This window comes from Colwellia sp. PAMC 21821, assembly GCF_002077175.1.
Lineage (GTDB): Bacteria > Pseudomonadota > Gammaproteobacteria > Enterobacterales > Alteromonadaceae > Cognaticolwellia.
Map to the genome: position 1 here is coordinate 3,063,815 of NZ_CP014943.1, position 23,358 is coordinate 3,087,172.

Consider the following 23,358-nt stretch of genomic DNA (forward strand, 5'->3'; position numbering starts at 1 on the left):
GTTAAATGAATATATTTTATGACGAAAATATGCCGTTTGCAGCGGAGTTTTTTGCCGACTTAGGTAAGTTAACGGCGTTTTCTGGCCGCGCTTTGTCACCGACAGCGCTATGTGATGCTGACGTTTTATTAGTGCGCTCAATCACGAAAGTCAATGAAGCCTTGCTAAAGCAAAATAAAAACTTACGCTTTGTTGGCACCGCGACTATTGGCGTTGATCATATAGATCAACAATATTTAGCGGATAGAAACGTTAACTTTCACTCAGCGCCTGGTTGTAATGCCGTTTCTGTCGCTGAGTATGTTCTTAGTGCCTTAGTTATATTGGCTGAACGATATTTAATTTCGTTATCAACTTTAACAGTTGGTATTGTTGGCGCAGGTAATACGGGTTCAAGGTTAAGTGAAAAATTAAGTGCTTTAAATATTAAGCATGTTTTATGTGATCCTTTGTTAGCTGATAACCCTGCGGATAAACGAGAGTTTGTTTCGCTTGAACAAGCGTTGAGTTGCGACGTAGTTTCACTGCACGTGCCATTAACCCGTAAGGGGGAACATGCCACGTATCATTTATTGAATGCTGAGCGATTAGCGCAATTTAATGATAACCAAATACTCATTAACGCTTGTCGCGGTGAAGTTATCGATAATGCTGCATTGTTGAAAATGAAGCAGCAGGGACACCCATTAAAGTTGGTTTTAGATGTTTGGGAGAACGAACCGAATATATTATTGGCTTTAATTTCGTATTGTGAAATTACCACGGCACACATTGCTGGTTATAGCTTAGAAGGAAAAGCTCGTGGCACAGAAATTTTGTATCGGGCATTATGCGAACAATTAGATATTTTACCCAACAAGCGTCTTGCTGACTTTTTGCCGGCATCTGCTATTGGTAAGGTTGAAATTAATCAAGCGTTTGACGAAATACTGCTAAACCAACTTGTAAAAATGGTTTACGATGTTAGGCGTGACGATGCAATTTTTCGTCAACAAATTAATGTTCAAGGATTTGACCATATACGTAAAACTTACCCGACTCGCCGGGAGTTTTCGTCAATAACGGTTAACTTGAATAATGCGTTGAGCTCAGATGCACCACATCAGCTTGGCTTTAATAAATAAACTGGATAAAAAGAGAGAGGATCATGGCACAGAAATTTGATGTTTGCGTACTAGGTGCAACGGGTTTAGTTGGTAAAACAATTATTGAAATATTAGAACAGCGTGATTTTCCTATTAATAAATTATATCCACTAGCCAGTGCACGTTCGGCAGGTGAATTTATTGACTTTAATGGTGAGAGCATAGAAGTTTTAGATGCTGACAATTTTGATTGGAGCCAAGCACAAATAGGTTTCTTTTCAGCAGGTGGTGCTACCTCAGCTAAATATGCGCCGATTGCCGGTGACGCGGGTTGTATTGTTATTGATAATACCTCTGAGTTTCGTTACGACGCCGATATTCCATTAGTGGTTCCAGAAGTAAACCCAGAAGCGCTAGCTGAATACCGTAATCGCAACATTATTGCTAACCCAAATTGTTCAACGATTCAAATGATGGTGGCTTTAAAACCTATCTATGATGCCGTAGGTATTTCGCGCGTTAACGTTTGCACCTATCAGTCAGTCTCTGGCGGTGGTAAAGCAGCGATGGACGAATTAGCGAAACAAACTGCAGATTTATTATCTGGCAAGCCTGTTGAGTCGAAAAACTTCTCTCGTCAAATTGCTTTCAATGTTATTCCACAAATTGATGTATTTCTTGAAAATGGTTACACCAAAGAAGAAATGAAAATGGTTTGGGAAACACAAAAAATTCTTGGCGATGACAGTGTAATGGTTAACCCTACCGCTGTGCGTGTACCGGTATTTTTTGGCCATGGTGAATCATTGCATATTGAAACCAACTCTCCTATTTCTGCTGAAGAAGTAAAAGCGTTGTTAAGCAAAGCACCCGGTATAGTGGTTTGTCATAATGATGAAGACTTTCCAACACAAATTACTGATGCTAGCGGCAAAGACGAAACTTTTGTTGGTCGTATCCGTGAAGATATTAGCCATAATAATGGTATTAATATGTGGATTGTTGCTGATAACGTTCGAAAGGGCGCCGCGACAAACAGCGTTCAAATTGCTGAGTTATTAATCAAAGATCATCTTAGCGAGTATTAATAGTCGTTAAGTGATAGATTTATTAAAGAAAAATGAAAACCCGTCGTTATAATAAGCGACGGGTTTTTTTGTTTTATTTAACTTATATTAAATTAAGGATAAGATAAGAGCAGCTGTATTAATTTGATAACATAGTAAAAAACTATCAGCATTTATCCAAGAACGTAGAAGCAATTATTAATAACTGGAATAATTTTTGCTTTACAAACTCCTGACTTGGGTCCGTCATTGTATTGGCGAATAATCATTATAAATAGGAAATTTTAATGCAAAAATTGTTACGCCTGTGCCTATGGCAGGTACTTATCGTTAGCATTAGCTGTTTTAGTCTACCTATTTCTGCTGAAGACGGCGGCATACGTATTCGTGGCCCGAAATCGACAGATGCTTTTCCTTATGACCGTTATGGCCCAATAACAGGTAAAGATACCTTATGGAATATTGCACTTAAAGTGCGACCAGATCCTCGCTTGTCTGTATACCAAGTCATGCAAGCCCTATATGAAAATAATCCAGAGTCTTTTAAAGATAACAATCTAAATCACATGATCAGTGGTCAGTACTTAAAGCTGCCACCTATAGATGTAATGCGAGCAATTAATCCTGATAACGCACAACAAAAGTCACGTAGTGATGATAAAGCTTGGCAAAATAAAGTCGTAAAAGTCGTTAAAGTTGCGCCTAAAAAAGTACTGTTACCTGAAGAAGCCTCGGTAAATAAAAAAGATTTAGATGCTGCAAAATCTGAAATTAATGTTCAATTACAGGCCATAGACAGCACTCAACAGCAAAGATTAGCTACCATTCAAAATGACGTTTTAGACTCCATCGATGGGCTACAAAGCTTATTAAAAGAAAACGAAGCGTTACGTCAACGTCTTACCAGCTTTAATGACCAACTTGGTGTTATGCAGAGTGAAGTGGCTAAAAGCAAAGAAATTAAAATCCAGATGGACGATATGATTTCGCTGCAACAAGAGCTACTGACAAAAGCTGAAGCGAGAGAGCAAGCGTTATTATTAGAAAAACAGAAAGCCGATCTCGAAGAAGGCAATTTAATGTCGAGTTCATGGTTTGTTGCACTAATGGCAACATTACCCGCGATATTAGTCCTGTCCTTTTTGGCGATTTTATTTCGACGCAAAGCCAATAAAGATAATGACGAAAGTGTAGCGCCGATCAAAAAAGAACAAGTTGTTGAAGCCGAAGCGAAACCGAAAAGTGAACCAATACCAGAAAGTTCAGATAGTGAATTAATATTAGGGGATGATTTAGATTCACTTGATGATGAACTTTCTCTGGATGATGAATTATCTCTAGATTTATCAGAGAACGATGAAGAGCACGATGATTTGTTTTCTGACGATTTAGATTCACTTGATGATGACATAATTCAGCTGGATGATGATTTAGACGACTTGGGTGAACTTGAAGATCTGAGTTTAGATGATGATTCTGAAACGATTTCTTTAGACGATGACATTATCGAAGGTGAAGCTTTAGAAGGCGGTCAGTTAGAGCAAAGTGATTTAGATTCTTTATTTGCCGGACTAGAAGATGAGTTTAGTCCAGATGATGATACCACTTTTGATTCAGACCAAGTTGACCAAAGTGAATTAGGTGACATATTACCGGAAGACTCTGAAAGTAAACCGTCAGACAGTGAAGAATCAAAAGCTCAAAGTGAGTCAGATGATATTGATGCTTTATTAGACGCTGCTGATGAGTCAGATGATATCCCTGTTGAAGATAATATTAGTGAGGTGGCTGAACCTTATGATATGGATGCTTTGTTGGATGCCGTCAGTGAAGCAAAAGATGCCTCAATCACCGAAGATACCCAAGAAATATCAGATCCAGACGATATCGATGACTTATTAGATTCTATAAATGGTCAAAGTGATACCGCAACGGATAAAGATATATCAGATTCAATAGCAGAAGATGACAAAGATATATCTGATCCAGATGATATCGATAACTTATTAGATGCTATAAATGGTCAAAGTGATACCGCAACGGATAAAGATACATCAGATGCAATAGCAGAAGATGACAAAGATATATCTGATCCAGATGATATCGATGACTTATTAGATTCTATAAATGGTCAAAGTGATCCCGCAACGGATAAAGACACATCTGATGCAATAGTAGAAGATGAAACAGATATATCAGATCCAGACGATATAGATGACTTATTAGATGCTATAAATGGTCAAAGTGATACGGAAGCTGATAATGCCTCATCAGATGAAGCAGCAGAAGATGCCAATGACATTGTAGAACCCGATGACATTGACGCCCTGTTAGAGTCGATAAATGATGACGAAGATGAAGCATTAGCAGACACCAATGAAATAGCCGATCCCGATGACATCGACGCCCTGTTAGCGTCGATAAATGATGACGAAGCTGCATCAGCTGATAAAGATACCAGTGATATAGCTGTTCCCGATGACATTGATGCCCTGTTAGAGTCGATAAATGAAGACGAAGTTGCGATAGCAGATGAAGACACCAGTGACATGGCTGAACCTGATGACATTGACGCGCTGTTAGAGTCTATAAATGATGAAGAAGATGCAATAGCAGATGAAGATGCATTAGCAGACACCAATGACATAGGCGCTCCCGATGACATTGATGCGCTGTTAGAGTCTATAAATGATGAAGACGATGCAATAGCAGACACCAATGACATAGCCGACCCCGATGACATTGACGCCCTGTTAGAGTCGATAAATGATGAAGAAGATGAATTAGCAGTTCAAGATTCAGCTATAGAAGATAAAGGAAGTACAGACACTCCAGAAGCTTCTGAAGCAGTATCAGATCCTGATGATATAAACGCATCAACAGCAAAAACCGATCAAGTTGATACGCTGGAAAGTGAGGTTATTAGCAATGATGACATGGCAACACCAGAAACACCTGATAATGAAAATACCGATCTTATAAATAATTTTACAGATGAATATGTACAATCATTTATAGATACGGACTTAAGTCAGTTACCTAATGACAGTGTTGATGACAGTATTGATGGTCGTGTTGACGAGAGTTTGGAAGAGCTTGATACTCCTGCGCTAGATGAAAATTTACCCGAAGAGCCAGAGGACGAAAATTCAAGCGGCAGTAGTGAAGAAATTTCAGATGACTTTGATATCGATGCGTTGATTGACGAAGTAAACCATTCACCAGAAGCTAGTGATGAGCCTCTTGAAGTTGGTGATGATATTCTTGACACTGAATTACTTGATAGTGAGCTGCTGAGTGAAGATACTGGCAACTTAACACAAGAGCCTGACTCTGAGAATATCGATGAAGAAACGTTACAAGCACTATCAGGTGATTTTGACGAATCAACGTTAGCAAATTTGTTGAATGACGAAAAAGATGCTGATGACATGGTGGAATTATCTCCCGATTTTACTGACCGCAATGTACTGGCTGATTTACTCGCTGACGATGATAGTCATGCGCAAAGTAATGTTGAAAAAAATGTTGCGAGTAATGCTGAAGAAGTCGATGGTATGAAAGAACTTGATAATTTAGATTTCGATGACTTATTAGCAAATATTGAAGAAGAGAGTAGTCAATCAGATAGTGATGAGTTCGAATTTAACGAAGACTTTGAAATAGGTGATGACTTTGATCTCGATACCGATGAGGAAGACTTTGAACCCGAAGGAAATGATTCGGCTAAAGCAAGTGAGAAAAAAGATTTTATTTCCGTAGATTCTTTATTATCAGATAGTCTATTAGACGGAAAGCCAACAGAACCTTATGAAAAAATGAATATCGATGTTGGCCTGAGTGAGTTTCCTGAGTTTTCAGGTAATATCACTGAAGATGATGTTGACGATGACGACAATGGTATCGCGGCAAAATTAGATTTGGCAAAGGTTTATATTGAGATTGGCGACCATGACAACGCAGAAGTCATTTTACTCGATGTAATAAAGCTGGGAGATGCACAACAACAATTTGATGCTCAGCAATTATTAGATAACCTAAAAGACTAATACGCTTTAGTATTTTGGATTTAAAGGCTGCATTTTGCAGCCTTTATACTTTTTAATTCTCACAAAGCATTGAATATACCAATTCGATTGGTATAACGCGTAAAATAATGGATAATGTCCTCACCTTAGCAATGGAGGATAAAATGCGTTACGCTTTAGGCATAGAATACGATGGTAGTAACTACTACGGTTGGCAAAGACAAAAGAATGTTATTAGCGTTCAAGAAATGGTAGAAAAGGCTTTATCAAAAATAGCCAATGAACCCATTGAAGTCGTCTGCGCAGGTAGAACCGATACTGGGGTTAATGCGACCAATCAGGTCATCCACTTTGAGACCGAAAAAGTCCGTAAAGATGTCGCTTGGACATTAGGGGTTAATACTAATTTGCCGAAAGATATTGCGGTATCTTGGGTGAAAGAGGTTAATGATGACTTTCATGCTCGCTTTAGTGCAACCGCTAGACGGTATCGTTATATTATTAATAATAATCGTTTACGGTCAGCAATTTTAAGCTCAGGTATTAGCTTTTGCCATTACCCACTTAATGAAAATTTAATGCACCAAGCAGCACAATATTTAGTGGGTCGACATGACTTTACTTCGTTTAGAACCGTGCATTGTCAGTCAAATTCTCCAACTCGTACCTTGCATTATTGTAATGTCTCCCGCCAAGGTGAGTTTGTTATTATTGATATAAAAGGCAATGCATTTTTACACCATATGGTGAGAAATATAGCTGGTAGCTTGATGAAAGTTGGTCAAGAACTGAAACCGGTTAGTTGGCTTAAAGAAGTATTAGAGGCAAAAAATCGTTGTGTTGCGGGTATTACTGCACCATCTGCGGGGCTATATTTTGTTGATGTTGATTACCCTGAAGCGTTTGGTATTCCAAAGCGTAGCCCAGGGCCATTATTTCTACTATAATCAACAATAAGAAGAAAACAGACCAGTTTTTCCTATAATTGTGTAGGTGTTCTATGGTCTAATTCAGAGTATTAGACAAAATTTTATATTTAGTGGTTGTATTTTAAACAATTATTAAATTTTTCATGCATAGGCAAAAATACATTATGAGCTGGATTGAAAAGATTCTCCCAAAAGCAAAAGCGACACAAAAAAGAAATATTCCGGAAGGTGTCTGGAGTAAATGTTCTAGCTGTAACGCGGTACTTTATAAAGTTGAGCTAGATCGACAGATGTCGGTTTGTCCAAAATGTGATCACCATATGCGTATTTCTGCACGCAAGCGCATTGATGGTTTTCTTGACCAAGGCGAGCGCGTAGAGCTAGGTGAAGAATTTGAAGCACAAGACATTCTCAAATTTAAAGATTCTAAACGCTATAAAGATCGAATTTCGGCAGCGCAAAAGAGTACCGGTGAAAAAGATGCCTTGGTTGTTATGCGAGGTGAATTGTGCGGGCAACCTATTGTTGTTGCAGCATTTGAATTCGGTTTCTTAGGTGGCTCAATGGCGTCTGTTGTTGGTGCTCGTTTTGTCAAAGGTGTTGAGTATTGTTTAGAGCATAACGTACCCTTTGTATGTTTCTCTGCCAGTGGCGGTGCCCGTATGCAAGAAGCATTATTTTCATTAATGCAAATGGCCAAAACCAGTGCAGCCTTAGCAAAAATGAGTGAAAAAGGCCTACCTTATGTTTCAGTATTAACTGATCCTACTATGGGCGGCGTTTCTGCAAGTTTAGCTATGCTAGGCGATATTAATGTTGCAGAGCCTAAAGCTTTAATTGGTTTTGCTGGCCCACGCGTTATCGAACAAACAGTTCGTGAAAAACTGCCTGAAGGCTTTCAGCGTAGTGAGTTCTTAAAAGAGAAAGGTGCAATCGATATTATTGTCGATCGTCGCGAAATGCGCAGTACTTTAGCGAGAATGCTTGCTAAGTTTATGGGACAAGATAGCCCAGCAGCATAACGGAAAATTCATGTCAAAAATGATTAAAGGCCATTCAGTGAGAAACAATCTTACTGAATGGCTTTCTTATTTAGAAAACCTACATTCAGTCGAGATAGAACTTGGCTTGAAGCGTATTGCCGCTGTTGCGAAAAATCTCAGTATTGCGTTTCCCACGTCGACAGTTATTACCGTTGCCGGCACTAATGGTAAAGGCACAACCTGTGCGTTTTTAGAAAATGCATTTTTGGCACAAAACTTAACCTGCTCTGTTTATTCTTCTCCGCATATTGAGCGCTTTAATGAGCGTTTACGGCTTAATAAATGTGAAGTTAATGATGATGCATTGGTGAGCGCGTTTGAAACTATAGAAGGCGCACGTGGCGATATATCGCTAACTTACTACGAATACACAACGTTAGCCGCCTTACTTATTTTAACTGCTGAGCAACCTGACGTAATTATTCTGGAAGTCGGTTTAGGTGGTCGCTTAGATGCTACCAATATAATTGACGCTGATGTGGCTGTAATTACCACTATCGATCTTGACCATCAGTCATTCTTGGGGAATACGCGAGAAGCTATCGGTTTTGAAAAAGCCGGTATAATGCGAGCAAATAAAGCTGTTGTCGTTGGTGATACTAACCCACCGAGTTCATTAGCTGCGCACGCGACAGATATTGGCGCCAACCCGTATTATCGTGAGCAAAATTTTACCATCGAACAAGCTAATAATAATACCTGGCATTGGCGCAGTAGTGAAAATGCATTTTCAGCGCTTAATGGCTGTCAAGTACCACAAGATAATGTTGCCACTGCGATAATGGTGTTGCAGCTTTTAGCCGATAAACTCATGCTATCGCTAAATAGTGGGTTTCTTAATCAAATAATTGCTGAAACTAAAGTGGCGGGCCGAATGGAGAAGTTCAGCCTCGATTGTGATGTTATTTTAGATGTAGGGCATAACCCTCAAGCTGCGCGATATTTAGCGTCACAACTGCAGCAATTAAATTATCCTAAAGTACATGCTGTGCTAGGCATGCTCGCTGACAAAGATGCGAGTAATACCATTACACCGCTGTTATCCGCTGTTTCTCATTGGTATGTTGGAACACTTAATGTTCCTAGAGGCCGCGAAGCAAAAAATATAGTAGAATCTACACAAATAGACGCGACTAAGGTGAATTGCTTTGACAATGTCTCTCAGGCATTTAGAATGGCGAAACAGAATGCAAAAGCAACTGATCTTATTCTGGTTTTCGGATCTTTTTATACTGTTGCTGAAATAAGACGTTTGTTAGTTTAGTTATGCTTGGAGTCTAATTTGTCTACACCATTTCAAAATCGTTTAGTTGGTACCATTATTGTGGCAGCTATCGCTATTATATTTTTGCCTGATGTACTTGATGGTGACAAAAAAACTTACCAAGATAATTTTGAGACGATACCTGGCACGCCTGAGGTAGACTTTCCACAAGCGAATAAAGACTTCCCAGAAGACAAACTGGCGAACTTGCCTGTAGCGCCTATTGCTGATGAGCTAGCACTTGACGATCAAAGTGTCATTGATGCATCAAAAGCACTCAAGGAAAAAGACGTTAATGTGTCAACGTTAACTAAAGAATCGTCTTTTTCAGCGCTAGACACCCCCACCCCGATAAAAAAATTGGTAGCTCAAACCGCAAAACAAACACCTAGTAAAGCGATTCCAGAACAAGCTTGGGTAATTCAATTAGGCAGTTTTCGTCATCAAAATAATGTTGATGAGTTGGTCAGCAAATTAAAAGAAGCAGGCTACACAGCCTTTACCAAGCCTATTAATACTAGAGCGGGCAAGTTGACTAAAGTTTTTATTGGACCTGAATTGATTAAATCCTCGTTGGAAGAAAAGCTACCTGCTTTGAAAAAGCTTACTAATGTTCAGGGGAAAATTGCTCGGTTTCACCCTGCTAAATAATAAAATTATTAGCAAATCCTAGCTGCCTTCTGGTAGAATGCGCGCCTCTAATCAATGAGAATATTCGATTTATGGTTTGGATAGATTATGCCATTTTGGCTGTCATCGGCATTTCAGCTTTAATTAGCTTAGTGCGGGGCTTTGTCAAAGAAGCTGTTTCCTTAATTGTGTGGATCAGTGCCTTTTTTGTCGCGAGTAGCTTCTACCTTAACTTGTCGACTCTACTGACCAATATTTCCGATCAACTGCTTCGTAACGCTGCCTCGATTGCTATTCTATTCATTTCCACTTTAATTTTAGGCGCACTCGTTAACTACATCATTGGCCAACTTGTCAGTAAAACTGGCTTGTCAGGTACTGACAGAGTGTTAGGTATTGTATTTGGTGCGCTAAGAGGCGTATTGATCATTGCTGCGGTATTATTTTTTATGGATGCGTTTACACCTGCGTCCTCTAGTACATGGTGGCAAAATTCACAGTTGGTTCCAGAATTTACATTAATAGTTGAATGGTTTTTTGAGTATCTCAAACAATCATCTAGTTTTTTAGCTTAGTATTTAAACTTAGTTCGTCGGAGAATAAGTGCATGTGTGGTATTGTTGGTATTGTTGGTAAAACACCCGTAGGTCAAGCTTTATATGATGGTTTAACGGTATTACAGCATCGTGGCCAAGACGCTGCAGGTATCGTGACCATTCACGAAAATACCTTTAGATTGCGAAAAGGCAACGGCTTAGTGAAAGATGTTTTTCATACTCGCCATATGTTACGTCTGCAAGGTAACATGGGCATTGGCCATATTCGTTATCCTACGGCTGGTACATCAAGTAGTTCAGAAGCGCAGCCATTTTACGCTAACTCACCCTTTGGTATTTCTTTGGCGCATAACGGTAATTTAACCAATGCGGAAGAATTAAAGCTATGGCTTAATACACAAGCCCGTCGCCATGTTAATACCACGTCAGATTCAGAGCTTTTATTAAATATTTTAGGCCACGAATTACAAAATTCTGAGCAACATACATTAGATCAAAGTGATATTTTTACTGCGGTAAGCAATGTCCATAAACGAGTACGTGGCGCCTATGCGACAGTCGCCTTGATTATCGGCTACGGTATGGTGGCATTTCGTGATCCAAATGGTATTCGTCCGCTCGTATTTGGTAAGCGTGAAACTGAGTCTGGTGTTGAATATATGGTGGCATCTGAATCAGTTGCCCTTGATGCTAATGAATTTGAATTTGTTCGTGATGTTGCCCCTGGTGAAGCTATTTTCTTCACAGAATCAGGTGAAATTCATAGCCAGCAATGTGCGGAGAACCCGTCATTTCATCCGTGTATTTTTGAATATGTTTATTTTGCACGCCCAGACTCATCTATTGATAAGATTTCTGTTTACGGATCTCGCGTTGATATGGGTAAAAAACTTGGCGATAAAATTGCTAAGGAATGGGATGACATCGACATAGATGTTGTGATCCCAATCCCTGAAACGTCTTGTGATACAGCGCTAGAAATCGCTCGTCATCTTAATATTCCATATCGTCAGGGCTTTGTTAAAAATCGCTACATTGGCCGCACGTTCATTATGCCAGGACAAGAGCAGCGCAAAAAATCAGTACGTCGTAAACTAAACGCTATCGGGACAGAGTTTATGGGTAAAAATGTTTTACTCGTTGATGACTCTATTGTTCGCGGAACGACTTCAGGTCAAATTATTGAAATGGCAAGAGCGGCGGGTGCGAAGAAAGTATACTTTGCTTCTGCAGCACCAGAAATACGTTTTCCAAATGTTTATGGTATCGATATGCCAAGCGCTAATGAGTTAATTGCACATGGCCGTGAACTAGACGATATATGTCAGCTTATTGGTGCGGACAAGTTAATATTCCAAACCCTAGAAGATTTAGTTTCTGCTGTGTCGACCGCAAATCCAGATATCACAGAATTTGAAACGTCTGTTTTTAATGGCGAATACGTTACAAAAGATATCGATCAAAGCTATTTAGATAGACTAGATGCTATGCGTAATAATGATACTAAAGAAACCTCAGACAAAAATGCTGACTCTATTATTGATATGTATAATGAAGGCGCAGAATAATTAATACACCTAATTAATCAGGGGTATAACTAAAATTTTGCTATAAAAAAACCGCTTTAATAAGCGGTTTTTTTATAATTATTATCGAATCAACTGACGTACTCTACACCTAAGCCAGAGTTGAAAACGATAGCACTTGCCGCCATCAGTGCGACAATCAGTACTAAACCACAAGTGACTACAGAACTCGAATAAATAAAGCCTTTTTCTTCAGGAATATTCATCATAATGGGTACACCTGAATAAAGTAGGTAAACCGAGTAACATAACGCGGCTAACCCTGCGAGTACTACAAACCACAAGACTGGAAATAGTGCGGTTAATCCTGCCATTAATAAAGGTGTAGCGGCATAGGCTGCTAACTCTAATGACTGCGTAAAATCTGGTTTTGAATCAAAAGTTTTTGCCATCCACTGGATTAGAATAGCTAAAGAAAATACACCGAGAATTAACCCAAAATACATAGCAACGGACATAAATAATGCGTTTGACTCTGTTAGTTTAATGGGATCACCTGCGCCAATTGACCAACCTATGTGTGCGGCAGCGTAGTAGCCACAAATTGCTGGAATTAAAGCAATGGTGAGAATATGCACCATAGAATACGTTAGACTTTCGTGACGCTTCTCAATTGTTTGCCACTCTTTTTTAGGTGCAGTATAAAGCCCCCAGATATGATTTAAGATCATGTTATATACCTCTCTCTGTCCCCAAAAATAATGCAGATAGTAGTAAAACTCTGCGACCTTGTATTCAAATCAACTTAGTTGTTTTTATTGTTGATATGCTATTTATGTAAGATGGCGAGTGATTCGTCAAGGGTTGTTTGATATTTCGGCGTAAAAAGATATTATTTAGCCATCTATCAGTCTAATAGAGCCGTTTTCAAGGCAAAAAGTGCTCAACAGACTTTAATACGAACAATTTTCATGACTTCAAGTTCAAAGCCAGCAACGGTTTCTTGAGTAGGATAATAGGTAATATTTACCTGTTGATTTTGTAATGACTTATAAAGCTTTTTTCTACGATATTTAAAAGGTACGTCAATACCCTTTAACATAATAGTATTGACATACCATTCGTCGACTTCTCGCTGAACATGCGAAAGTACGGTTTGATGTTCACTATGGGTAAGGTCTTCGTGTTTATCTGTTAGTGATTTAGCCGCCGTCTTTTTCATTATATTTTTCGCTATATTTCGTCAAGAATAAATTTAGTATATTTGGTTCGTTGAATAATATCATAGCAAATAGTGAACTCTTTTTTTAGTTAATTACGTCACAATTGATAGCGCCTGAAATGTGAAGATATTATTGTCGTTAATTTTATTGCTACAACAATGTCAATTTTTCTAAAAATATTAATGGAGACTACGGTGATATATTCAAATTCAAATTGTTTCGCTAAATAACTAAAACTACCTTCATAAGGTATTTCACTTAAATCAAAGACGCTAGTTTAGTGATTTACGACAAGGGCTTAGCCCTGGCGTACTAGATTTATCGAGTATTAATTAGAAAAATGTAAGTTATTAATGACTCAATAATTATAAAAATTAACCCTAACAAATTATGGATATGTACAAGATGTAAAAATAATATACATCTTAGGCATAGTTAATAGGTGCTGCAGTAACCTATAAATAAAAAGCTTACTTTGATAGATTTTTAGTTTAGTTATTGACTAAAACCTTATGACTTACCTGATTGAGACTATAAAAATAAATACAAAAAGTTCAACCCTTTCAACATGTTTCTCTGTCATATCATATACTGTTAACACAAGTGTTTACTTATTTGTAACATGTCATTAGTATAATTGTGTAAATTTAAAGCACTTTATTTCTAATTACGGAGAAAAAAAGCATGATTGCACCAAAACTAATAAAAACAAGACTTGCAGTTTGTATCGCCCTAAGCACGACTTTAATTTCATTTATCAGCTCTGCTGATGTTAAAGATATTCAAGGTACTCAATTAGAAGCTGACTCAAATATTGTTATAAACCCTGAACATTTGAGTCTTGATAAATATGCAGGCTTTACTTTTAGAGAAAAAAATATAGCCGATTTACCCCAGATTATCGACCAAATTTGGACCGGATATTTAAATTCAGCAAATGGTGGGGTGATAACTTATAACTTTCCTAATGGCAAGGGCTTAACTGGATTATACAATAACCCGAAATATGGTTTTACAGCAGGTGATGGTTTAAGTGGATTTTCTGAAGCTCAAAAAAATGCTGCTCGTGATAGCATTGATCTTTGGGACGACCTTGTTGCGCCTACTTTTGTTGAACGTGGTTCAAGGGGAGCTGACATACAATTTTCTAATAGCTATGATCCTGGTCAGGCCTACGCTTATTATCCAGAATATGCATTTACTAATGCACAAGGCTGGAAATTTTTTGGCGATGTATTTGTTGCCACACCAGAAATTAACTGGACAAATGCATGGTTGAATTTTGGCGGTTATGGGGTGACAACGTTAGTGCATGAAATTGGTCACACGTTAGGTTTAAGCCATCCTGGAGCTTATAACGGTGCTGGCGCTACTACTTATGTTAGCCAAGCTGAATATGCTCAAGACAGTAACCAATATAGCTTGATGTCATATTGGGGCGATGAAGAAACCTCAAATCAACCATTTGGAGGAGGTATTGTAGATTGGAGTACCGGTTTTTATAACTACCCACATACGCCTATGGTGCACGATATTCTAGCCGTTCAAGCAGCTTACGGTGCTGATACTACAACACGTAGCGACGACACCGTTTATGGTTGGAACTCAACTGCTGGTAAAGCGGTTTACGATTTCTCACAGAATCTATTCCCAATCGTTACCATTTATGACGCAGGCGGAAATGACACAATTGACATGTCAGGTGCCAACGCCAGTGTATTTATTGATTTGAATGACGGTGAATATAGTTCTGGTGCGGCTTCTGTGCCAAGTGAAGACGAAATTAATAGACGACGTCAACTGATGCGTGACGCGGGGTTTAGCACTTTAGGTGATGTTGTTTCAGGCCAGAGTGCAGCATGGCAAGCGTTAACAACGTCGGCACATGAAGGTTATCTTGCCTTTGAAACAGGTGTAAGTGGCTTAGGTGTAACTTCGCATGACAATATTGCAATTGCTTATGGTACTACTATTGAAAACGCTATTGGTTCAAGTGAGCGTGATTACCTTAAAGGTAATGAAGCTAACAACATGCTTACAGGTAACGGCGGCGACGATATTATGAATGGTTATGCCGGTGCTGATACCTACAACGGTGGTGCAGGTTATGACACCTTTGTATTTTCAAATATTGAGTCGGGTGACATGATAGTTGACTTTGTTACTGGTGAAGATGTTATTGTGCTTGCGGAAACAGGTGTGGCTTTTAACTTTATCAGCGCTGCTAGTTTCTCTAACACAGCTGGCGAACTTCGTTATGCAAACGGCATGTTAATGGGTGATGTTGATGGCGATGGTGCTGCTGACTTGTCAATTAATTTACATGGTGCAGCATTAGCGGCTAGCGATTTAGTTTTATAAACTACCGTTCTTCTTAATCCAAAAGCCTCTGATAGAGGCTTTTTTTTTGCGTTAATTTCATACCAAGTTAAGCGACGATATAAAAAGCCTCGATAACGATTCACTATAAATTCAGATGGACTTAATTTTATCTGAATTAGTCAGGTGATTTTTGAAGTGGGTATGGTAAAATTTCAAGCTCATTCATGCACATCAATCGTAAGTTCAAATCATGACCGCCGACAAATTATTAATACCAATAAACTCATTTCTTCAGTGCGAAACACCAAAAGAGTGGGTAGAAGAAGCAGTCAAACCAGATAATTTAGCTGTACTTTTAATTGATCATTTAATTTGTGAACTAAAGGCTGCGCAATCGGCGATGTTTATGATCCGAAAGTACGCAGTTGATAAAGCCGGCAGTGATGCACTATTAGCATGGTTACAACCTTTTGAAACCTTAATATATAAACGAGAAGGTGATTGGCGCGAACTTGCAGCTAAAAATAAACTCACAAAATCAGTTATCCCAAAAACCGATTCACCTTATGGGCAAAGTTTAATTGATAAAATGGTGTTGTTGATCAAAGAAGAGCTCCATCATTTTTATCAGGTATTAGAAATCATGGATGAATATGGTGTTGAGTATCGCAGTATTACGCCATGTCGTTATGCTAAAGGTATGTTAAGGCATGTTAAAACCTTCGAACCAGATGCACTGATTGATAAGTTAATTGTCGGTGCCTATATCGAGGCTAGATCTTGTGAGCGTTTTGCTATGTTAGCTCCACACCTTGATAAACGATTGGGCGATTTTTATATATCTTTACTACGCTCTGAAGCGCGCCATTATCAAGATTACTTAACCTTAGCCAAAGAAATAGCGGGTCCAGATCAAAGTGAGAAAGTTGATAACCGTATTGCTTATTTTGCTGAGATAGAAGCTCAATTAATTATCAGCCCAGATAATGACTTTAAATTTCATAGTGGAATGCCAACACTGTAAATTTAAGCACAATTACTACTCGATAAGTATAACCTTAATATGCTTTAATTCATTATGCCAAAAATAATGGTCAGTCAGTTGAAGTTGCTCATGATTTTTACTCTAGGTTTTAACGCTTAACAACACTCAGTAATATGTTTAGTGCTTTTATGCGCTATATATTTATACATTAATAAAGGAATAATTGATGCGTTCTTCGATTGCATTGCTGGGAGCAGTTGTATTTTTGTCTGCTTGCCAATCTAATAGTTCAACACAAACAACTGTCCAAGAATCATCAACGATAGCAGTGCCTAAAATCGCTATACAGGAGCAACTTAGTGAGACAAAGCGCTTAAATCAATGGTTTGAGATTAAATATGAAGCGCAGTTGCAAAATAGCCCGATGATGTTAACTATGTTGGGGCGTAAAGATAAATACGATCAAATCGACGACATGACTGAGGCCTATGAGCAAGCACAATTAGCATTGCAAGCCGCAAGTGTTGATGAGTTAACGGCTAACTTTGATTACAGTAAGTTAACTTCTGAAGCAAAAATGTCATACGATATTTGGCTTTATTTATATCAACAAGCCAAAGCGGCAGCTAAGTTTAATCAACATCGTTATATTTTTGATCAATTTGATGGTGCTCAAGCAAGCGTTGTGCAGTTTTTAATTAATTTTCATCGTGTTGATGACTTAAATGACATGCAGGCATATATCACCCGTATTGCTGGCATTAGTCATGCTATTACTCAATTACTAGAAAGAGCAAAAGTAAATGCAACTGCCGGTACTCGGCCACCAAAGTTTGCCTATGAAGGGGTTATTGAACAATCAAATAACCTAATTTCAGGTATACCATTTTCAAATGCACCAGACGCAAGCGATTCACCATTATGGATGGACATTGAACGAAAAATTCTTGGCTTGGTTGAATCGGAAAAAATTTCTTTAGACCAAGCACAAACATTAAAACTTGCGGCTAAAAAGCAACTGCTTGAGGTTTTTTTACCAAGTTATCAAGCGCTGATAGCCTGGTTTGAAATTGATATAGTTAATACGGTCAGCAATCCTACCGGCGTTTCTTCACAACAAAATGGTCAGGCGTTTTACAGTCAAATGATCGAAGCATCAACCACCACTGAATTAACTGCTGAAGAAATTCATAATATTGGCATTAAAGAAGTTATGCGTATTACCAACGAGATGATCTCGATTAAAGAGCGTGTTGGTTTTGAAGGTGACTTAACAGAATTCTTTGATTTTATTAAAAGCGATGAGCAGTTCTTCTATCCAAATAGCGATACAGGACGACAAGGCTATATATCTGACACACAGGTTTATTTAGATATTATCAATAAGCAGCTACCAAACTACTTTGGTATATTGCCTCAAGCCGGCTTAGTGGTTAAGCGTGTTGAAGCTTTCAGAGAGCAAGATGGTGCAGCGCAACATTACGCGCCTGGTACACCTGATGGCAGTCGCCCTGGGGTTTATTACGCACATTTATCTGACATGTTATCGATGCCAAAGAATGAAATGGAAGGTGTGGCTTATCATGAGGGTAATCCTGGCCATCATATGCAAATCTCTATTGCTCAAGAGCTTACATCAATCCCACAATTTAGAACGCAAACAAGCTTTATTGCCTATGTAGAAGGGTGGGGCTTGTATGCTGAATTATTAGCAAAAGAAATGGGTGGCTACCAAGATGATTACTCTGACTTTGGCCGACTGGTAAATGAAATATGGCGCGCGGTTCGCTTGGTCGTTGATACCGGTCTACATGCCAAAGGCTGGACAGAAGAGCAAGCAATTGCCTACTTTAAAGAAAAAACCCCGGTTGCTGGAGAAGCTATTATCTCTGAAATTCGTCGATATTTAGTATTACCTGGGCAAGCAACCGCTTATAAAATTGGCATGTTGAAAATGGTCGAATTACGTGAAAGTGCGGAACAAAAACTAGGAGATCGTTTCGATATTCGTGGTTTCCACGATACCGTACTGGGAGGTGGTGCAATGCCATTAGCACTATTAGATCGAAGAGTGAATGACTGGATAAAAAGTCAAATGACGAAGTAACGATTAAATTCGGAGCACTATTGGTTGTGAGATGGATATAAATGCCTGAACGAAAGTTCAGGCTAGATTATTTTATCTATTAATGCGCTGAGAATGAGATATGTAAATACACTCTGTCACTCAAATGGTCTGTCCATTAAATCCATAGAATCAGGCGTCACTTTAAGCCAAGCACCTTGTTCATACCAGTCGCCCAGCACGATGCGTTGTGCTTGTTGATTATTGGCTTTAACGTCATGAATGGCCGGTCGGTGAGTATGACCATGGATCAATATTTGGCTTTGGTATTGCTCTAAACAATGCACAACTTCACTGTCAGTGACATCCATAATATCTTGAGACTTCATGGCTGTGGCTGTCGCACTTTGCTCACGATAATTGCTGGCAATTTTGCGCCGAACAAATAAAGGTAAACTTTTTATAATAGCTTGCCACCACCAACTTCGTGATTTTTTACGAAAAGCTTGATAGCCAACATCGCGTGTACAAAGGGTATCGCCATGCATAATGACAACAGGCGTGCCATATAAGTCTATTAGCGTCACTTCAGGCAGTAACTCCATACCTGATTGCTTAGCAAAGCGTTTACCCAATAAAAAGTCGCGATTGCCGTGTATAAAATAAATTTTACAGCCAAGCACCGTTAAGGCTTTAATTGCCTGAGAAATTTCTAAAAGGAAGGGGCTGTTATCGTCGTCGCCTATCCAATACTCGAATAAATCGCCCAAAATATATAGTGTTTGTGCTTTTGGTGCGTCGTTTTTCAAGAAAGATAAAAAACAGGCCGTGATGTCGGGCCTGTTTTGTGCGAGATGTAAATCAGCAATAAAATAAGTTAATGCTGATTTATTATTCACATGAGAAGTTTCACTCATTTCATTTACGTCGGTAATCAAGAATTACGCTACGATTGTTTCTTCAATAATGATTTCTTCTTTTGGTACATCGTCGTGAAAACCATTGCGACCCGTATCAACAAGCGTCATTTTATCGACAATGTCCATACCTTCAACAACTTTAGCAAACACACAGTAACCCCAACCTTGTACGTCTTCACTTTTAAAATTAAGGAAGTCGTTATCAGCTAAGTTAATAAAAAATTGTGCTGAAGCTGAATGTGGCTCTTGCGTACGCGCCATTGCTAAAGTACCACGAGCGTTGGCTAAGCCATTGTTTGCTTCATTTTTGATTGACTCACGGCTGTCTTTTTCGTCCATGCCTGATGCGAAACCACCGCCTTGCGCCATAAACCCTTTAATTACACGGTGAAAAATTGTGCCGTTATAAAAGCCGTCTTCAGCGTATTGTTGGAAGTTTTTTGCAGTTACAGGTGCGTTATCAAAATCTAATTCAATTTTAATTTCGCCTAAGGTCGTTTTAAATGTGATCATTGTTTTTTACTCATAAATCTAAAGGAAATGTAATTAGGCAAATTGTAACTTAATAAAAAAAAGATTTCTCGGCAAAATTTATTCTAAAAATAATCAGTAAATATTACAGCAAATGCAGCCAAGCTAATGATCCATTGTAATACTTGGGGTACAATTGCGTAAATCTCCGTGTGGGGATCGTCGAATTTAATCAAGTATTGATATTACATAGGAAAAAGCGCCGTTATGTTGCAGATTTATAATACCTTAAGCAGGAAAAAAGAAGTTTTTAAACCGATCACTTCCAACAAGGTAGGTTTATATGTTTGTGGTATTACTATTTATGATCGTTGTCATATTGGTCACGCTAGAACCTATGTAGCTTTCGATATTATTGCGCGTTATTTTAAATACTTAGGTTACGACCTAACGCATGTACGTAATATTACCGACGTAGACGATAAAATTATCCAGCGTGCCAATGAAAACGGTGAAAGCTGTGAAGATTTAACGTTACGCATGACCGCACAAATGTATCAAGATTTTGATGACCTTAATATTATGCGCCCAGATATCGCCCCTACAGTTACGGGTCACATGGATGAGATTATTGCTTTAGTTGAACGTCTGATTGAGCGCAAACACGCTTATGTTGCTAGCAATGGTGATGTAATGTTTGAAGTCAGTACCTATAAAGATTACGGCAAATTAAGTTTACAAAATTTAGATATGTTGCAGTCGGGTTCTCGAGTTGACGTTGATGAAGCGAAACGCAGCCCATTAGATTTTGTGTTGTGGAAAATGGCGAAACCTGATGAGCCAAGTTGGGCATCACCTTGGGGGAAAGGTCGTCCAGGTTGGCATATTGAATGTTCAGCGATGAATTTAAAGCACTTGGGTGAACATTTTGATATTCATGGTGGCGGCTCTGATTTACAGTTCCCACACCATGAGAATGAAATCGCTCAATCTTGTTGTGCACATGATACACCATACGTTAACTACTGGATGCATGGTGGTATGGTGCAAATCAACAAAGAAAAGATGTCAAAATCTTTAAATAACTTTTTTACTTTACGCAGTGTGCTTGATGAATATGACGCTGAAAGCGTGCGCTTCTTTTTGACCTCTAGCCATTACCGCAGCCAGTTAAATTATTCACAAGATAACTTAACCCAAGCACGTGCTAGTTTAGAGCGCATCTATACCGCGTTGCGTGATATCACACCGATGAAAGTTGAGTTAAAAGGCAACGAATACGTTCAGCGTTTTGAAAAAGCCATGGATGATGACTTTAACTGTCCTGAAGCTATGCCGGTGTTATTTGAATTAGCGAAAGAGATCAATCGCATCAAAGCAACAGACATAACAGAAGCTTCAAAACTTGCTTTCATTTTAGTCTCGCTTGGTAAAGTATTAGGTGTTGCACAAAATTCACCTGAAGAATTTTTCCAAGGTGGAGATGAAAGTAGTGATGAAGTTGCAGAAATTGAAGCCCTGATCAAACAGCGTAAAGACGCCCGAGCCAATAAAGATTGGGCAATGGCTGATGATGCACGCGATAAGCTGGCAGCGCTTAATATTATCTTAGAAGATAGTGCTGGCGGCACAACGTGGCGTAAAGCTTAATTCGTTTAAGATAAAGTTTTCAATAAAAAAGCCTGCGATTGCAGGCTTTTATGTTTTAGCTAATTATTCAACTGGGTATACGTATTTATAGCGCAATTATTTACTGTGAAATTCTTCACAGGCAATAAGCGTGTTTTCTATTAAGCTAGCGACAGTCATTGGGCCAACGCCACCTGGAACTGGGGTGATATAAGCCGCGCTGTCTTTTGCCTTAGCAAAGCCAACGTCACCGACTAATTTGCCGTTATCTAAACGGTTAATACCCACATCGATAACAATAGCGCCTTTTTTAATCCATTCACCGGGAATAAACTCAGGTTTACCCACGGCAACAACTAATAGGTCGGCATTTCTAATTTTTGTTTCTAAATCTTTTGTGAATCTATGTGTGGTGGTGACGGTACAACCTGCGAGCAACAATTCAAGTGTCATCGGGCGACCTACTATATTAGATGCACCTACAACAACAGCCTCTAAGCCATGAGGATCAACTCCCGTTGATGCAATCAATGTCATTATCCCTTTTGGTGTACAAGGGCGAAGGCCAGGCTGGCGTAATGCGAGCTTACCGACATTGTTAGGGTGAAAGCCGTCAACATCTTTTAATGGATTAATATGCTCAATAATTAAATTTGCGTCTAAACCAGCAGGTAAGGGTAGCTGAACGAGAATGCCATCAATTTCATTATCGTTATTTAATTCATCGATTAAATTAAAAAGTTCATCTTGTGTTGTAGTAGGAGGTAAGTCATAAGAGCGAGATACAAAGCCAACTTCTTCACAGGCTTTTCTTTTACTTCCCACATACACTTGCGATGCGGGATCTGAACCAACTAGAATTACGGCTAACCCAGGTGCACGTAAGCCATTTTCTATACGTTGTTGAACTTTATCTTTAACAGAATGGCGTAATTGTTGGGCGATCAACTTACCGTCAATAAGAGCTGCAGTCATAATTCTTCACAAAAGGCTAATAAACGTGGCTATTTTCGCATATTAGAAAAGCTATTTGTAGAAAATAAATGCTTTGATTGTCGAAAAAATGATTTCTTGGTGAATAATGGTAAAAAAAGCCGATATTTATATTTTAACAGTCATTATGAGTGGTATTTTAACCAAGATGCTGTAAAAGTGAGCGAACGCACATTTATTTAAAAAAAGTGTTTGACGCGCAACGGGCAACTAGGTAATATCCGCACCCGTTGAGAACGCAAGCGTTTTTAACAAATGTCGGTGATTAGCGCAGCTTGGTAGCGCACTTGGTTTGGGTCCAAGGGGTCGCAAGTTCGAATCTTGCATCACCGACCACTTTTTCTTTCTTAATGCTTTAAGCAACTTGAAAGGCTAAGTAAATGGTTTGGGTATTCTGAAGTTCAGTCGAAGTTTGAATTTTGCATCACCGACCACTTTTTCTTTCTTAATGCTTTAAGCAACTTGAAAGGCTAAGTAAATGGTTTGGGTATTCTAAAGTTCAGTCGAAGTTTGAATTTTGCATCACCGACCACTTTTTCTTTCTTAATGCTTTAAGCAACTTGAAAGGCTAAGTAAATGGTTTGGGTATTCTAAAGTTCAGTCGAAGTTTGAATTTTGCAT

At 38.8% G+C, this 23,358-nt stretch carries 18 protein-coding genes and 1 tRNA gene; 14 read left to right on the top strand and 5 right to left on the bottom strand.

Annotated features, from left to right (window positions below; translation table 11 throughout):
• Positions 1-5 precede the first annotated feature (5 nt).
• The 9 genes from A3Q33_RS13090 (at position 6) to purF (ending at position 12,171) form a co-directional block, all read left to right on the top strand.
• Positions 6-1,124, top strand: coding sequence for a 4-phosphoerythronate dehydrogenase (locus tag A3Q33_RS13090; RefSeq protein ID WP_081180341.1), 1,119 nt, complete (start codon positions 6-8; stop codon positions 1,122-1,124).
• Positions 1,125-1,147: 23 nt separating this feature from the next.
• Positions 1,148-2,173: an aspartate-semialdehyde dehydrogenase gene (locus tag A3Q33_RS13095; protein ID WP_081180342.1), complete on the top strand. Its 1,026-nt coding sequence runs from the start codon at positions 1,148-1,150 to the stop codon at positions 2,171-2,173.
• Positions 2,174-2,439: 266 nt separating this feature from the next.
• Positions 2,440-6,201 carry a FimV/HubP family polar landmark protein gene (locus tag A3Q33_RS13100; RefSeq protein ID WP_081180343.1) on the top strand — a complete coding sequence of 1,254 codons (3,762 nt, stop codon included), beginning with the start codon at positions 2,440-2,442 and terminating at the stop codon, positions 6,199-6,201.
• Between the two features lie 143 nt (positions 6,202-6,344).
• The gene (truA, locus tag A3Q33_RS13105; protein WP_081180344.1) at positions 6,345-7,127 is read left to right on the top strand and encodes a tRNA pseudouridine(38-40) synthase TruA; all 783 of its coding nucleotides are present in this window, start codon (positions 6,345-6,347) and stop codon (positions 7,125-7,127) included.
• A gap of 146 nt (positions 7,128-7,273) precedes the next feature.
• Positions 7,274-8,131, top strand: coding sequence for an acetyl-CoA carboxylase, carboxyltransferase subunit beta (gene accD, locus A3Q33_RS13110; protein ID WP_081152108.1), 858 nt, complete (start codon positions 7,274-7,276; stop codon positions 8,129-8,131).
• Positions 8,132-8,141: 10 nt separating this feature from the next.
• Entirely contained in the window at positions 8,142-9,416 is a 1,275-nt protein-coding gene (gene folC / locus A3Q33_RS13115) for a bifunctional tetrahydrofolate synthase/dihydrofolate synthase (protein ID WP_081180345.1), read from the top strand.
• An 18-nt stretch (positions 9,417-9,434) separates the two neighbouring features.
• Entirely contained in the window at positions 9,435-10,067 is a 633-nt protein-coding gene (locus A3Q33_RS13120; RefSeq protein WP_081180346.1) for an SPOR domain-containing protein, read from the top strand.
• 71 nt (positions 10,068-10,138) lie between these two features.
• Positions 10,139-10,621, top strand: coding sequence for a CvpA family protein (locus A3Q33_RS13125; protein WP_081180347.1), 483 nt, complete (start codon positions 10,139-10,141; stop codon positions 10,619-10,621).
• Between the two features lie 32 nt (positions 10,622-10,653).
• Positions 10,654-12,171, top strand: a complete 1,518-nt coding sequence (purF, locus tag A3Q33_RS13130) for an amidophosphoribosyltransferase (protein WP_081180348.1) — start codon at positions 10,654-10,656, stop codon at positions 12,169-12,171.
• Positions 12,172-12,260: 89 nt separating this feature from the next.
• Here the strand turns inward: purF and A3Q33_RS13135 are convergent, their stop codons facing one another.
• Together A3Q33_RS13135 and A3Q33_RS13140 are read right to left on the bottom strand one after the other, a co-directional pair.
• On the bottom strand, positions 12,261-12,860 hold the full coding sequence (locus A3Q33_RS13135; RefSeq protein WP_081180349.1) for a Yip1 family protein: 600 nt from the start codon (positions 12,858-12,860) through the stop codon (positions 12,261-12,263).
• A gap of 212 nt (positions 12,861-13,072) precedes the next feature.
• Positions 13,073-13,351 carry a hypothetical protein gene (locus tag A3Q33_RS13140; protein WP_081180350.1) on the bottom strand — a complete coding sequence of 93 codons (279 nt, stop codon included), beginning with the start codon at positions 13,349-13,351 and terminating at the stop codon, positions 13,073-13,075.
• A gap of 685 nt (positions 13,352-14,036) precedes the next feature.
• On the opposite strand from A3Q33_RS13140, the gene A3Q33_RS13145 reads away from it, so the two are divergent.
• The 3 genes from A3Q33_RS13145 to A3Q33_RS13155 all read left to right on the top strand — a co-directional run bounded on the left by A3Q33_RS13145 (position 14,037) and on the right by A3Q33_RS13155 (position 18,766).
• On the top strand, positions 14,037-15,713 hold the full coding sequence (locus A3Q33_RS13145; protein ID WP_081180351.1) for a M10 family metallopeptidase C-terminal domain-containing protein: 1,677 nt from the start codon (positions 14,037-14,039) through the stop codon (positions 15,711-15,713).
• 211 nt (positions 15,714-15,924) lie between these two features.
• Positions 15,925-16,698, top strand: coding sequence for a tRNA isopentenyl-2-thiomethyl-A-37 hydroxylase MiaE (gene miaE / locus A3Q33_RS13150; RefSeq protein ID WP_081180352.1), 774 nt, complete (start codon positions 15,925-15,927; stop codon positions 16,696-16,698).
• Between the two features lie 187 nt (positions 16,699-16,885).
• Positions 16,886-18,766, top strand: a complete 1,881-nt coding sequence (locus A3Q33_RS13155) for a DUF885 domain-containing protein (RefSeq protein ID WP_081180353.1) — start codon at positions 16,886-16,888, stop codon at positions 18,764-18,766.
• A 116-nt stretch (positions 18,767-18,882) separates the two neighbouring features.
• Here the strand turns inward: A3Q33_RS13155 and A3Q33_RS13160 are convergent, their stop codons facing one another.
• Together A3Q33_RS13160 and A3Q33_RS13165 are read right to left on the bottom strand one after the other, a co-directional pair.
• Complete coding sequence (locus tag A3Q33_RS13160; RefSeq protein ID WP_081182586.1) at positions 18,883-19,641, bottom strand: UDP-2,3-diacylglucosamine diphosphatase; 759 nt, start codon at positions 19,639-19,641, stop codon at positions 18,883-18,885.
• 24 nt (positions 19,642-19,665) lie between these two features.
• The gene (locus A3Q33_RS13165) at positions 19,666-20,157 is read right to left on the bottom strand and encodes a peptidylprolyl isomerase (protein WP_081152133.1); all 492 of its coding nucleotides are present in this window, start codon (positions 20,155-20,157) and stop codon (positions 19,666-19,668) included.
• Positions 20,158-20,382: 225 nt separating this feature from the next.
• Between A3Q33_RS13165 and cysS the strand changes: the two genes are divergently transcribed.
• Positions 20,383-21,765, top strand: coding sequence for a cysteine--tRNA ligase (gene cysS, locus A3Q33_RS13170; protein ID WP_081180354.1), 1,383 nt, complete (start codon positions 20,383-20,385; stop codon positions 21,763-21,765).
• Between the two features lie 96 nt (positions 21,766-21,861).
• Here the strand turns inward: cysS and folD are convergent, their stop codons facing one another.
• Positions 21,862-22,719 (bottom strand): bifunctional methylenetetrahydrofolate dehydrogenase/methenyltetrahydrofolate cyclohydrolase FolD, encoded by an 858-nt coding sequence (folD, locus tag A3Q33_RS13175; protein ID WP_081180355.1) that lies wholly within the window; start codon positions 22,717-22,719, stop codon positions 21,862-21,864.
• 277 nt (positions 22,720-22,996) lie between these two features.
• Between folD and A3Q33_RS13180 the strand changes: the two genes are divergently transcribed.
• Positions 22,997-23,073 (top strand) — tRNA-Pro (locus tag A3Q33_RS13180).
• The last annotated feature ends 285 nt before the right edge of the window (positions 23,074-23,358 follow it).

Bases quoted from the DNA above. Each gene is read 5' to 3' on its own strand.
- A3Q33_RS13160 (WP_081182586.1), bottom strand. From the start codon at position 19,641: ATGAGTGAAACTTCTCATGTGAATAATAAATCAGCATTAACTTATTTT.
- A3Q33_RS13090 (WP_081180341.1), top strand. From the start codon at position 6: ATGAATATATTTTATGACGAAAATATGCCGTTTGCAGCGGAGTTTTTT.
- truA (WP_081180344.1), top strand. From the start codon at position 6,345: ATGCGTTACGCTTTAGGCATAGAATACGATGGTAGTAACTACTACGGT.
- folD (WP_081180355.1), bottom strand. From the start codon at position 22,719: ATGACTGCAGCTCTTATTGACGGTAAGTTGATCGCCCAACAATTACGC.
- cysS (WP_081180354.1), top strand. From the start codon at position 20,383: ATGTTGCAGATTTATAATACCTTAAGCAGGAAAAAAGAAGTTTTTAAA.
- accD (WP_081152108.1), top strand. From the start codon at position 7,274: ATGAGCTGGATTGAAAAGATTCTCCCAAAAGCAAAAGCGACACAAAAA.
- A3Q33_RS13095 (WP_081180342.1), top strand. From the start codon at position 1,148: ATGGCACAGAAATTTGATGTTTGCGTACTAGGTGCAACGGGTTTAGTT.
- A3Q33_RS13140 (WP_081180350.1), bottom strand. From the start codon at position 13,351: ATGAAAAAGACGGCGGCTAAATCACTAACAGATAAACACGAAGACCTT.
- miaE (WP_081180352.1), top strand. From the start codon at position 15,925: ATGACCGCCGACAAATTATTAATACCAATAAACTCATTTCTTCAGTGC.
- A3Q33_RS13155 (WP_081180353.1), top strand. From the start codon at position 16,886: ATGCGTTCTTCGATTGCATTGCTGGGAGCAGTTGTATTTTTGTCTGCT.
- A3Q33_RS13125 (WP_081180347.1), top strand. From the start codon at position 10,139: ATGGTTTGGATAGATTATGCCATTTTGGCTGTCATCGGCATTTCAGCT.
- folC (WP_081180345.1), top strand. From the start codon at position 8,142: ATGTCAAAAATGATTAAAGGCCATTCAGTGAGAAACAATCTTACTGAA.
- A3Q33_RS13145 (WP_081180351.1), top strand. From the start codon at position 14,037: ATGATTGCACCAAAACTAATAAAAACAAGACTTGCAGTTTGTATCGCC.
- A3Q33_RS13100 (WP_081180343.1), top strand. From the start codon at position 2,440: ATGCAAAAATTGTTACGCCTGTGCCTATGGCAGGTACTTATCGTTAGC.
- A3Q33_RS13165 (WP_081152133.1), bottom strand. From the start codon at position 20,157: ATGATCACATTTAAAACGACCTTAGGCGAAATTAAAATTGAATTAGAT.
- A3Q33_RS13135 (WP_081180349.1), bottom strand. From the start codon at position 12,860: ATGATCTTAAATCATATCTGGGGGCTTTATACTGCACCTAAAAAAGAG.
- purF (WP_081180348.1), top strand. From the start codon at position 10,654: ATGTGTGGTATTGTTGGTATTGTTGGTAAAACACCCGTAGGTCAAGCT.